The organism is Brachybacterium sp. J153 (assembly GCF_036311905.1).
Classification (GTDB): domain Bacteria; phylum Actinomycetota; class Actinomycetes; order Actinomycetales; family Dermabacteraceae; genus Brachybacterium.
This window is the reverse complement of record NZ_JAZDCH010000023.1, coordinates 1-11,347: the sequence shown is the minus strand read 5'-3', so window position 1 is coordinate 11,347 and position 11,347 is coordinate 1. Positions and strand designations below refer to the sequence as shown.

Sequence of the window (11,347 nt, the reverse complement as noted above, 5' to 3'; positions counted from 1 at the left end):
GCATGAACGTCTCATCAGATGATCAGGTGACGGTGATCGGCCCCGACGCCGTGGACCCTGCCGCCGTCGGGCACGCCCGCGCGCACCTGCCGGCGCCCGCCGCGGTCGCGGACGTCGCGGACGTCCTCTCCCTCCTCGGCGAGCCCCACCGGCTCACGCTCCTGCTCGCCCTGCGCGGCGGGGAGCTGTGCGTCCACGACCTCGCCCTCACGGCCGGCCAGTCCGAGTCGGCGACCTCGCACGCCCTGAAGCTGCTGCGCGCCCATCGCGTCGTCGCCCCACGTCGCGAGGGGCGCCGCATGTACTACCGGCTCGAGGACCCGCACGTCGTCGAGCTGCTGGACCTCGCCCTCACCCACACGGCGCACTCACCGCTGCGCCATCCCGAGCGCGGGGAGGGAGCCTGATGGGACACAGCCACGGCGGCCACTCCCACGGCGGCGGCGCGGAGGCGCTCAGCGCCGGCGGTCGCCATCGCTCCCGCCTCGCGATCTCCCTCGTCCTGATCGGCGGCTTCTTCGTCGTCGAGCTCGCGGCGGCGCTCCTGACCGGCTCGCTCGCCCTGCTCTCCGACGCCGGGCACATGGCCGCCGACGTCCTCACCCTCACCGCCGCCCTCGGCGCGACCGTGCTCGCCGCGCGCACCGCCCGCAGCAGTCGGCTCAGCTTCGGCCTGTACCGGGTCGAGGTCTTCGCCTCCCTGCTCGCGGTGATGGTCATGCTGGCCGTCGCCGTCTGGGTGGTGATCGAGGCGATCGGCCGGCTCGGCGCCCCCGCGGCGATCGACACCGGCCCGATGCTCGTCGTCGGCGTGCTGGGACTGCTCGTGAACCTCGTGGTGATGCGCCTGCTGGCCGCCGGGGCGCAGGAGAGCCTGAACCTCAAGGGCGCCTACCTCGAGGTGCTCGCGGACACCGTCGGCTCGATCGGCGTGATCGTCGCGGCGGTGCTCGTGGCCCTCACCGGCAGCGCCCTCGCCGACACCGTCGTCGCCCTCGCGATCGGCGCGTTCATCGCCGTGCGCGCGGTGACGCTGGGTCGCGAGGTGTTCGGGGTGCTCGCCCAGGAGACCCCGCGCCATCTCGACGCCGAGGGCATCGAGACCCACCTCGGGGAGGTCCCCGGCGTCGCCGAGGTGCACGACCTGCACCTGTGGACGCTCACCTCCGGCATGGACGTGCTCACCGCCCACCTGCGGCTGGAGCCGGGGGCCGACGCCCACAGTGTGCTCGACGCCGCCCAGCAGGTGCTGCGCGAGGCCCACGGCCTCGACCACAGCACCCTGCAGATCGAACCGGCGGAGCATCGCACTGACGCGGAGAGCACCTGGTGAGCTCACGAACCGGGGCCGGGCGGGCTGGACCGCGGACGTAGGCTCGGTGCCATGAGCACCCCCGTCGCGCACCCTGCGTCCTCCGCGTCTTCAGCGTCTCCGGTCCCGCCCCCCGCCCTGACCGCCGTGGTCACCGGCGCCTCCTCCGGCATCGGTCGCGCGACCGCCGCCCGCCTCGTCGCCGACGGCTGGCGCGTCCTCGCCGTCGCCCGCCGCGAGGACCGCCTCGCGGAGCTCGCCGCCGAGACCGGCTGCGATGTCCTCGGCGTCGACATCACCGACGACGCGTCGGTCGACGCCCTCGTCGGCCGGGTCCGCGAGCTGTTCGGCGAGGGGCTCAACGCGCTCGTCCACGTCGCCGGCGGCGCCCTCGGCGTCGAGCCGGCCGCCGAGGCAGACCTCGCCAAGTGGCAGCGCATGTACGACATCAACGTGCTCGGCACCGTGCGTGTCACCCGCGCCCTGCTGCCCGCCCTGCGGACGAGCGGCCGCGGCGACCTGCTGTTCGTCACCTCCGTCGCCGGCCACGAGGCCTACCCCGGCGGGTCCGGCTACAACGCCGCCAAGGCCGGGGAGCACATGCTCGCCGCCGCGCTCCGCCTCGAGCTCAACGGCGAGAAGGTCCGCGTCATCGAGATCGCCCCCGGCATGGTGCACACCGAGGAGTTCTCCCTCGTGCGGCTCGGCGATCAGGAACGGGCCGACGCCGTCTACGACGGGGTCGAGAACCCGCTCACCGCCGAGGACTGCGCCGACGTCATCTCCTATGCCCTGAACGCCCCGCACCACGTGAACCTCGACCTGGTCACCGTGCGCCCCCTCGCACAGGCCGCGGCGCATCGGGTCGCGCGCCACCAGGGGGTCTGATGGTCCACGGCGGAATGCCGGGCGGCGGCATGGGCATGGGTATGGGCGGCGGAGGCGGAGGCAGGGGACCCGAGGAGCGGCTCCCGAAGGGGCAGAAGGCCGATGTGCGCCGGGTGCTCGCCCTGTTCACGCCGTACCGGGCGACGCTCGTCGCGGTCCTCGCGCTGATCGTGCTCGGCGCCGCGGCGGGCGTCGTCTCCCCGTTCCTGGTGCGGGAGATCGTCGACGTCGCACTGCCCGAGCAACGCGCCGACCTGCTCGCCTGGGCGGTCGGCGGACTGATCGCCGTCACCATCGTCTCCAGCGCCCTGGGCGTCACCCAGGCGATGCTCTCGACCCGGGTGGGGCAGTCCGTCATGCACGACTTGCGCGTCGCGGTCTACGGCCATCTGCAGCGGATGGGGCTGGGCTTCTTCACCCGCACCCGCACCGGCGAGATCCAGTCTCGCATCTTCTCCGACATCGGCTCCATGCAGGCCGTGGTCACCAACGTCATGACCCAGATCGTCTCGAGCGGCGCGGGGATCCTCATGGCGATCGTCGCGATGTTCGCCCTCGACTGGCGGCTGACCCTCTTCTCGCTCGTCGCCCTGCCGTTCGCGGTGTGGATGAACCGGCGCGTGGGCGGGCGCCGCCGGGCGATCGTCAAGCAGCGGCAGGAGAAGGCGGCGGACCTTTCCGCCGGCATCCAGGAGTCGCTGTCCGTCTCCGGGATCCTGCTGGGCCTGACCATGGGTCGCACCCGCGCCCTGGTGGACGACTTCACCGCCGACTCCCGCGGGCTCGCCGATCTCGAAGTGCGCTCCGAGATGGCCGGCCGCTGGCACATGGCCGTGTTCACGACGCTGATGGCGCTGTTCCCGGCGCTGACCTACCTCCTCGGCGGGCATCTGCTGTTCGCCGACCGCGGCGTCACCATCGGCACGCTCGTCGCCTTCATCGCCCTGCAGTCGGGCCTGTTCCCGCAGATCAACGGCATGCTCCGGGTCGCGAACCAGGTCAACGCGTCCCTCGCCCTGTTCACCCGGGTCTTCGAGTACCTCGACGCCCCGCTCACCGTGACCGACGCCCCCGGCGCGATCGACCTCGACCCGGCGGGCGCCCGCGGCGAGATGCGCCTCGAGCACGTCGACTTCACCTATCCCGGCGCGGAGGAGCCGTCGCTCCATGACATCGACCTGGTGATCCCCGCCGGGAAGCACACCGCGCTGGTGGGGACCACCGGCTCGGGCAAGACCTCCACCGGGTACCTCCTCGCCCGGCTCTACGATCCCTCGTCCGGGCGCATCACCCTCGACGGCCACGACCTGCGCGAGCTGACCCGCGAGTCGCTCGCCGCGTGCCTCGGTGTCGTCACCCAGGAGACCTACCTGCTGCACGCGAGCATCGCCGAGAACCTCCGCTTCGCCCGGCCGGGGGCGAGCGACGAGGAGCTCGTCGCCGCCTGCCGGATCGCCCAGATCCACGACCACATCGCCGCCCTGCCCGACGGCTACGCCACGATCGTGGGGGAGCGGGGCTACCGGTTCTCCGGCGGCGAGAAGCAGCGCCTCGCGCTCGCCCGCACGATCCTGCGCGACCCGCCGGTGCTCCTGCTCGACGAGGCGACCTCCGCCCTCGACACCGCGACCGAGCGCGCCATGTCCGGCGCGCTCGACGCCGTCTCCCGCGGCCGCACGGTCATCTCCATCGCGCACCGCCTCTCGACGATCCGCGACGCCGACCAGATCGTGGTCCTCTCCGCGGGCCGGATCATCGAGCGCGGCACCTATGCGGAGCTCCTCGCCGCCGGCGGGGCCTTCGCCGAGCTCGCGGTGCGGGACGAGGTGGCGGTGCGGGACCAGGGCGCGGTCGAGGGCTGATCCCCGGGGCGGCTCGCGTGCCTCTGCGGGGAGCGTCCCCCCGAGGTCTGACCGCCCCGGTGGAGCCGTCGACCAAAGACGGGGTCCTCACCCCTCCGCCGGGGGACGCCCTGCGCGGTGCCGCCGCGGAGGATGAGTCACATGCCCCGACGCACGGATCCACCCGGGGAGCCCCTGATGAAGGATCCGCGCCCGATGCCGCACCGCACCCCCGAGGAGGACCCCTTGGCGATCTCCACCGCACCCGGCTCCGAGTCCGCGCTGACCGCCCGCTCGCGCAAGCCGCTCGGGGGTCGCCCGGTGCTCTTCGCGGCGATGCTGCTGGTCGCGACCCTCGGGGTGCTGGTCCTGCTCGTGGTGGGGCCGACGGCGCCGCTCCCGGTGGCTCTGGTGGCGGCCGCGGGACTGGTCGCGCTGGTGGCGCTCGCCTGGGTGGTGGCGGGGCCGCGGCTCTAGTCGGCGGGGCTCAGCGCCCGGCGCCGATCAGACGTCGATCTCGATCTCGCCCTCGCCGCGCGAGACGCAGGTGATCATCTGCGAGTCCTTCTCGTCGTCCATCAGGAACTCGTCCATGTGCTCGACGTCGCCAGAGACCAGGGGCACCACGCAGGTGCCGCACACCCCACCTTCGCAGGAGTAGTCCATCGAGACCCCGGCGTCCAGGAGCGCCTGCAGCAGGGATTGCCCCTCGGCGACCTCGACGGTGACCCCGGACTTCAGGCACTTGGCGGTGAAGGGCTCTCCGAACAGCGACATCCTCGCTCCTTCTGCGTCGGCCGCCCGGTCGGGCGACTCCATGGAGCAACCAGTCTCCCACCCTCGACGGCCGCGCAGGAGGTGAGCCACGCCTCACCCGTCGGACCCGTCCTCCTCCGCGGAGCGGGGAGGGAGGGCGAGGATCGGAGTCTGACCGGTCAGCGGGGTCGTCCACACGGCGTCCGCGACACCGGACGATCCGGCGGCCGACGCGGTGGGGGAGAGGGCCAGCGCCGCGGGGCCGAAGCTCAGTACCAGCAGGGTCGCGGCGCCGAGGGCGGCGACGCTCGCGGTCGCCCGCCCGCGGAGGCTCCGCGGGGGCTGGGCGTCGACCCCGCCGTCTGCGGCGTCTCCGGGTCCGTCTGCTGTCGTGCCGTCCTCGTCCATGCCGGATCCTCCCTCGGGTCCCGTGCGGCGATCTGCCGATGGCGACCATGCAAGGCCGCCCACCTGTGCCGGTCCTGTGCGCGCGGACCGGGTTCGCTGTGACCTGCTCGGAAGCGGGGCGGATCGGTCCCTCATCGGGGAGCGCGGGGCTACTCTCGGCTCCACCGGCCGGGCCGCCCGTGCCGACAGGCCCGCATCGACCGTCCCCGTGGAGGCGCCCCGTGACCGAGTCCGCGAGATCCGCCCTCGCCGCCCTGCCCGCGCTGTCGCATCCCGACGGCGGGCCCGTGCGCGTCCTGGTCGTCGAGGACGAGCCCACCATCGCCGATCTGCTGCGCTTCCCGCTGCAGATGGTCGGCTGGGACGTCACGGTGTGCGGCGACGGCCTCGAGGCGGTGCGGCTCGCACGCAGCAACCGGCCCGACGTGCTCGTCCTGGACCGCATGCTGCCCGGCCTCGACGGTGTCGAGGTTCTGCGCCGCATCCGCGCGCTGCATCCCGAGATCCCCGCCCTGATCCTGACCGCGATGGACGCTCCCGCCGACCGCATCGACGGGCTCGCCGCCGGGGCCGACGACTACGTGACCAAGCCGTTCACGATCGAGGAGGTGCTGCTGCGTCTGCACCGGTTGGTGCAGCGCTCGGGCGTCGTCGCGCAGGGCAACCAGGAGCTCGTGGTCGGCGACCTGGTGATGGACCTCGACGCCCATGAGGTGACGCGGGGCGGCGAGACGATCGCCCTCACCGCGACTCAGTTCCAGCTGCTGCAGTACCTCATGGAGAACCCGCAGAAGGTGCTGTCCAAGGCGCAGATCCTCGAGGCCGTGTGGAACTACGACTTCGGCGGGCAGGCCAACATCGTCGAGCTGTACATCTCGTACCTGCGCAAGCGCATCGACGTCGGGCGCGAGCCGATGATCCACACGGTCCGCGGCGCGGGGTACGTGCTCAAGCCCGCGACCGGGACCGGCGGATGACGGGCGCGCCGACGCGCCGTCGGGCGGCCCTGCGCACCACGCTGGTCGCCCTGCTGCTCGCGACCGTGGCGGTCGTCTGCCTCGCCGTCGGCCTGGTCACCCACGTCTCCGTCGGCCGACAGCTGGATGCCGAGCTCGATGCTCAGCTGCAGCGCGCCTCCGAGCGGGCCGGCGCCCGCGAGCTCGGGAACCTGCCGCTGAACCCGGGGGACCTCGGCGCCGGGACCCCCGGCGGCGGGGGCGACGGCCCCGGGAGCGGCGAGTACGAGCTCACCGCGCACCTGCAGGACGGTGCCGTCACCGCCGCGCTGTGGCGGGACGACGCCGGGGAGCTGCGGCAGCTCACCGTCGAGGATCGGGACGCGCTTCAGGCGGCGGTCGACGAGCTCGCGGCGGCAGCGGGGACGAGCCCCGGGGCGGCGGGATCGCCCGGGGACGCCGTCTCCGTCACCCTCTCCATCGGTGCCTACCGCGTCATGCTCCAGCCGCTCGACGACACCGCCGCGGTGGTCACGGGCCTGCCGCTCGCCGAGAACCGCTCGACCCTGCTGCGCCTGGACCTCACCCTGCTCGGCGCGGGGCTCGGCGCCCTGGTCGTCACCGGGATCGGCGGCTCGCTGCTGGTGCGTCGCACCCTCTCGCCGCTCGAGGGCGTGGCCGAGCTCGCCTCGGACGTGGCCCGGACCCCGCTCGAGCACGGCAGCGTCCGCCTCGAGCAGCGGGTCCCGGCGCGCCACGCCGTGCCCGGGACCGAGGTCGGCGACGTCGGCGCCGCGCTGAACCTCCTGCTCGACAACGTCGAGGGCGCGATCGAGACGCGGCACCGCAGCGAGGAGAGGATGCGCCGCTTCATCGCGGACGCCTCCCACGAGCTGCGCACCCCCCTTACCGCCATCCGCGGCTACACGGAGATGCTGCGCCTCACCGAGGAGCTCAGCGACCGGGGCCGGCAGTCCGTGGACCGGCTCCAGGCCCAGTCCGGGCGGATGACCTCCCTCGTCGAGGACCTGCTGCTGCTCACCCGCCTCGACGACCACGCGCCTCTGGTCCGCGTCCCGGTCGACCTCGGAGAGATCGTGCTGGAGTGCGCCATGGACGCCCGCGCCGCCGGGCCCGACCATCCGCTCGACGTGTCCGTCCCGGACGAGCCGGTGATGGTCGCCGGCGAGGAGGCGCGGCTCGCCCAGGTGGTCCTCAACCTGCTCTCCAACGCCCGCAAGCACACCCCCGAGGGCACCGCCGTCGCGGTCCGGCTGAGCGCCGAGTCCGGCGGGGCCCGGCTCGAGGTGGCCGATGCAGGGCCCGGCATCGATCCGGAGCTGCTGCCGGACGTGTTCAGCCGCTTCACCCGCGCCGACCGCGCCCGCTCCGGTGGGGAGGGGACCTCGGGGCTCGGGCTCTCGATCGTCCGGGCGATCGTCGAGGCGCACGACGGGAGCATCGCCGTCTCCTCCGAGCCCGGCCGCACCGTGTTCACCGTGTCTCTTCCGCTCGCCTCGGAGTGACCGGGCACCGGGCGGTGCGTACACTGACCGCCATCGGCATCGACCCGGCCATCACCGGCGAGCCGCGGGAAGAACAGCACGAGCACGGATCCGCGAGGAGCCGCCGCCCGCCCAGTAGAACCCGCCGGGACCAGCCCGTCACAGCTGAGGAACGAGGGGAGACCCGAGCGGCACCGCGCCGCGGAGGTGTCAACCGAGGTGGTACCGCGCCACCGGCCGCGCGCCGGCGACGTCCTCGGACAGCAGCATCGCCGTCCCACCGCCGTCCCCGTCCTTCCTCGGAGGTCCTCCCATGGTCTACCCGGTCTCCGGAGACCCGCTCGTCCCCTCGCCGAACCTGCCCGCGCTCGAGAACGCGATCCAGGAGTTCTGGCGCACCGACGACACCTTCCGCGCCTCGATCGCGCGCCGCGAGGGCGCCGAGGAGTTCGTCTTCTACGACGGACCGCCCTTCGCCAACGGTCTGCCCCACTACGGGCACCTGCTCACCGGCTTCGTCAAGGACGTCATCCCGCGCTTCCGCACGATGACCGGCTGCAAGGTAGACCGCCGCTTCGGCTGGGACACCCATGGCCTGCCCGCCGAGCTCGAGGCGATGCGGGAGCTCGGCATGACCGAGAAGTCCGAGATCGAGGACATGGGCCTGCAGGCCTTCAACAACGCCGCCCGCGCCTCCGTGCTGAAGTACACGAAGAACTGGGAGGAGTACGTCACCCGGCAGGCGCGCTGGGTCGACTTCGAGAACGACTACAAGACCCTCGACGTGACGTTCATGGAGTCCGTGCTGTGGGCCTTCAAGACCCTCTATGACAAGGGCCGCGCCTACGAGGGCTACTACGTGCTCCCGTACTGCTGGAAGGACCAGACGCCGCTCAGCGCCCATGAGCTGCGCATGGACGACGACGTCTACCAGGTCCGTCAGGACCAGACCGTCACCGTCACCCTGCCCTTCCGCGGTGCCAAGGCGCAGGAGCTGGGGATCGGGGAAGTCCGCGCCCTCGCCTGGACCACCACCCCGTGGACGCTGCCCACCAACTTCTCCCTTGCCGTCGGCCCCGAGCTCGAGTACGCGGTCGTTCCCGCCGGACCCCTCGGGGCGGCCGACGGGGCCGCCGCGGGCGAGGCCCGCTACCTGTTGGCCCGCGCCCTCGTCGGCTCCTACGCCAAGGAGCTCGGCTACGAGGACGCCGACGCCGCGGCCGCCGCGGTGGAGGAGCGCACCCTCGCGGGGGCCGATCTCGAGCATGTCGAGTACGAGCCGCTGTGGACGGTCTACTCCGAGGACCGTGCGAAGTGGGGCACCGAGAACGCCTGGATCGTCACCGTCGCCGACTACGTCTCCACCGAGGACGGCACCGGCGTGGTCCACCAGGCCACCGCCTATGGCGAGATCGATCAGCAGGTCAACGCCGAGTACGGCATCCCCGTGATCGTCTCCGTCGACGACGGCGCGCAATTCCTGGACTACTTCCGCGGCACCGCCCTCGACGAGATCGCCGGGGTGCAGGTCTTCGAGGCCAACCGCCCGATCATCCGGAACCTGAAGGCGATGGGCCGGCTGTTCCGCGAGGCCAGCTACGTGCACTCGTACCCGCACTGCTGGCGCTGCCGGAACCCCCTGATCTACAAGGCCGTCTCCTCCTGGTACGTGAAGGTCGCCGACCAGCGCGAGCGGATGCTCGAGCTGAACGAGCAGATCGACTGGGTGCCCGGCAACGTCAAGCACGGCCAGTTCGGCAAGTGGCTCGAGGGTGCCCGCGACTGGGCGATCTCCCGCAACCGCTACTGGGGATCCCCCATCCCGGTGTGGAAGAGCGACGACCCGAACCACCCGCGCATCGAGGTCTACGGCTCCCTGGCCGAGCTCGAGGAGGCCTTCGGCACACTCCCGCGCGACGAGCACGGCGAGGTCAACCTTCACCGCCCCTACATCGACGCGCTCACCCGCCCGAACCCGGACGATCCCACCGGGGCCTCGACGATGCGCCGCGTCGAGGAGGTCTTCGACGTCTGGTTCGACTCCGGCTCGATGCCCTTCGCCCAAGTGCACTACCCCTTCGAGAACACCGACTGGTTCGAGTCCCACAACCCGGCGGACTTCATCGTCGAGTACATCGGGCAGACCCGTGGCTGGTTCTACGTCATGCACGTGCTGTCCACCGCCCTGTTCGACCGCCCCGCCTTCACCTCGGTGATCTGCCACGGCATCGTGCTCGGCGAGGACGGCCAGAAGATGTCGAAGTCGCTGGGCAACTACCCGGACGTGCGCGAGATGTTCGACAAGTACGGGGCCGACGCGATGCGCTGGTTCCTCATGTCCTCGCCGATCCTCCGCGGCGGCAACCTGATCGTCGACGAGCCCAAGATCCGCGACGCCGCGCGCCAGGTGGTGCTGCCCCTGTGGAGCGTCTGGTACTTCCTGGGCCTGTACGCGAACGCGGCCGGGGAGAAGGACGCGAGCGGGATCCCCGCCGGCTACCGCGGCCGCCCGCGCCACGAGTCCGACGACGTCATGGACCGCTACCTGCTCGCCCGCACCGGGGAGCTGGTGCGGGGCGTCCGCGAGCGGCTCACCGCCCTCGCTATCGCCGACGGGGTCGAGCTGATCGAGGACTACCTCGACATGCTCACCAACTGGTACGTGCGCCGCTCCCGCGACCGCTTCTGGGAGGGCCACGAGCAGGCCATCGACGTGCTCTCCACCTGCCTGGAGACCCTCTGCCGGGTCGCGGCCCCGCTGCTGCCCATGGTCACCGAGGAGATCTGGAAGCAGCTCACCGGCGGCCGCTCCGTCCACCTCGAGGACTGGCCGGACGACTCCCTCTTCCCGCAGGACCCGGAGCTGATTGCGCGCATGGACGACGTGCGCGCGGTGGCGAGCGCCGGCAACGCCCTGCGCAAGAAGGAGGGCCTGCGGGCGCGTCTCCCGCTCGCCGAGCTGGTGGTCGTCCATCACGATCCCGCCGCCCTCGAGCCCTTCGGGGCGATCCTCGCCGACGAGCTCAACGTCAAGGCCGTGCGCCTGCTGGACGTCACGAGCGAGGAGGCCCAGGGCATGGGTGTCGAGCAGCGCCTGAGCGTCAACGCGCGCGCCGCCGGTCCGCGCCTGGGCAAGCAGGTGCAGCAGGCGATCAAGGGCGCCAAGAGCGGCGACTGGTCCCAGGCGGAGGACGGCACCGTCACCGCGGGCGGGCTCGCCCTCGTCGAGGGCGAGTACTCGCTGGACCTCGTCGCCGGGGAGTCCGCGGCCATCGAGGGGCGTGCCGTCGGCGTCCTGCGCGGCGGTGACTTCCTCGCCCTCGACACCCGGGTGACCCCCGACCTCGAGGCGGAGGGCACCGCCCGCGACGTGATCCGCGCGATCCAGCAGGCGCGCCGCGAGGCGGGCCTGGAGGTCTCCGACCGGATCATCCTGACCCTCAGCGGCGATGCCGCCGTGGTCGAGGCGGTCGGCGCCCACCGCGAGCTCGTGGCCGGGGAGGTCCTCGCCGTCTCTGTCGAGATCGGTGCCGAGCCCGTCGCGGGGGCGCACGCCTCGACCGAGGCCGTCACGGGCGGCACCGTGACGGTCGGCGTCGCGAAGGCCTGAGCAGGGCAGGTCCCTCGGGGGCGGGGGTGGGGGGGAGCCGCCGCGTCTCCCACTTTTTTTTTAGCCCCTTT

10 protein-coding genes are annotated in these 11,347 nt (G+C 72.5%); 8 read left to right on the top strand and 2 right to left on the bottom strand.

The features are described 5' to 3' along the window. Positions 1-2: 2 nt before the first annotated feature. The 5 genes from V1258_RS10785 (at position 3) to V1258_RS10765 (ending at position 4,518) form a co-directional block, all read left to right on the top strand. Positions 3-407: an ArsR/SmtB family transcription factor gene (locus V1258_RS10785; RefSeq protein WP_329749703.1), complete on the top strand. Its 405-nt coding sequence runs from the start codon at positions 3-5 to the stop codon at positions 405-407. Continuing rightward, entirely contained in the window at positions 407-1,333 is a 927-nt protein-coding gene (locus tag V1258_RS10780; protein WP_329749702.1) for a cation diffusion facilitator family transporter, read from the top strand. The genes V1258_RS10785 and V1258_RS10780 overlap by 1 nt, the downstream gene beginning before the upstream one ends. A gap of 51 nt (positions 1,334-1,384) precedes the next feature. Continuing rightward, a complete protein-coding gene (locus V1258_RS10775) occupies positions 1,385-2,200 on the top strand; it encodes an SDR family oxidoreductase (RefSeq protein ID WP_329749701.1) in 816 nt (271 codons plus the stop codon). After that, positions 2,200-4,062: an ABC transporter ATP-binding protein gene (locus V1258_RS10770; RefSeq protein WP_329749700.1), complete on the top strand. Its 1,863-nt coding sequence runs from the start codon at positions 2,200-2,202 to the stop codon at positions 4,060-4,062. The genes V1258_RS10775 and V1258_RS10770 overlap by 1 nt, the downstream gene beginning before the upstream one ends. A 177-nt stretch (positions 4,063-4,239) precedes the next feature. After that, the gene (locus tag V1258_RS10765) at positions 4,240-4,518 is read left to right on the top strand and encodes a hypothetical protein (RefSeq protein ID WP_329749699.1); all 279 of its coding nucleotides are present in this window, start codon (positions 4,240-4,242) and stop codon (positions 4,516-4,518) included. A gap of 27 nt (positions 4,519-4,545) precedes the next feature. On the opposite strand, the gene V1258_RS10760 is transcribed toward V1258_RS10765, so the two are convergent. Further along, on the bottom strand, positions 4,546-4,818 hold the full coding sequence (locus tag V1258_RS10760) for a 2Fe-2S iron-sulfur cluster-binding protein (protein WP_329749698.1): 273 nt from the start codon (positions 4,816-4,818) through the stop codon (positions 4,546-4,548). A 93-nt stretch (positions 4,819-4,911) separates the two neighbouring features. Beyond that, entirely contained in the window at positions 4,912-5,205 is a 294-nt protein-coding gene (locus V1258_RS10755) for a hypothetical protein (RefSeq protein WP_329749697.1), read from the bottom strand. A gap of 221 nt (positions 5,206-5,426) precedes the next feature. Between V1258_RS10755 and V1258_RS10750 the strand changes: the two genes are divergently transcribed. The 3 genes from V1258_RS10750 to ileS all read left to right on the top strand — a co-directional run bounded on the left by V1258_RS10750 (position 5,427) and on the right by ileS (position 11,276). Continuing rightward, positions 5,427-6,182, top strand: coding sequence for a response regulator transcription factor (locus V1258_RS10750; protein ID WP_329749696.1), 756 nt, complete (start codon positions 5,427-5,429; stop codon positions 6,180-6,182). Continuing rightward, the gene (locus V1258_RS10745) at positions 6,179-7,687 is read left to right on the top strand and encodes a sensor histidine kinase (protein WP_329749695.1); all 1,509 of its coding nucleotides are present in this window, start codon (positions 6,179-6,181) and stop codon (positions 7,685-7,687) included. The genes V1258_RS10750 and V1258_RS10745 overlap by 4 nt, the downstream gene beginning before the upstream one ends. Before the next feature lie 292 nt (positions 7,688-7,979). Beyond that, positions 7,980-11,276, top strand: coding sequence for an isoleucine--tRNA ligase (gene ileS / locus V1258_RS10740; RefSeq protein ID WP_329749694.1), 3,297 nt, complete (start codon positions 7,980-7,982; stop codon positions 11,274-11,276). The last annotated feature ends 71 nt before the right edge of the window (positions 11,277-11,347 follow it).

Excerpts from the sequence above, each read along its gene's own strand:
- V1258_RS10785 (WP_329749703.1), top strand. The coding sequence starts at position 3 with ATGAACGTCTCATCAGATGATCAGGTGACGGTGATCGGCCCCGACGCC.
- V1258_RS10780 (WP_329749702.1), top strand. The coding sequence starts at position 407 with ATGGGACACAGCCACGGCGGCCACTCCCACGGCGGCGGCGCGGAGGCG.
- V1258_RS10775 (WP_329749701.1), top strand. The coding sequence starts at position 1,385 with ATGAGCACCCCCGTCGCGCACCCTGCGTCCTCCGCGTCTTCAGCGTCT.
- V1258_RS10770 (WP_329749700.1), top strand. The coding sequence starts at position 2,200 with ATGGTCCACGGCGGAATGCCGGGCGGCGGCATGGGCATGGGTATGGGC.
- V1258_RS10765 (WP_329749699.1), top strand. The coding sequence starts at position 4,240 with ATGAAGGATCCGCGCCCGATGCCGCACCGCACCCCCGAGGAGGACCCC.
- V1258_RS10760 (WP_329749698.1), bottom strand. The coding sequence starts at position 4,818 with ATGTCGCTGTTCGGAGAGCCCTTCACCGCCAAGTGCCTGAAGTCCGGG.
- V1258_RS10755 (WP_329749697.1), bottom strand. The coding sequence starts at position 5,205 with ATGGACGAGGACGGCACGACAGCAGACGGACCCGGAGACGCCGCAGAC.
- V1258_RS10745 (WP_329749695.1), top strand. The coding sequence starts at position 6,179 with ATGACGGGCGCGCCGACGCGCCGTCGGGCGGCCCTGCGCACCACGCTG.
- ileS (WP_329749694.1), top strand. The coding sequence starts at position 7,980 with ATGGTCTACCCGGTCTCCGGAGACCCGCTCGTCCCCTCGCCGAACCTG.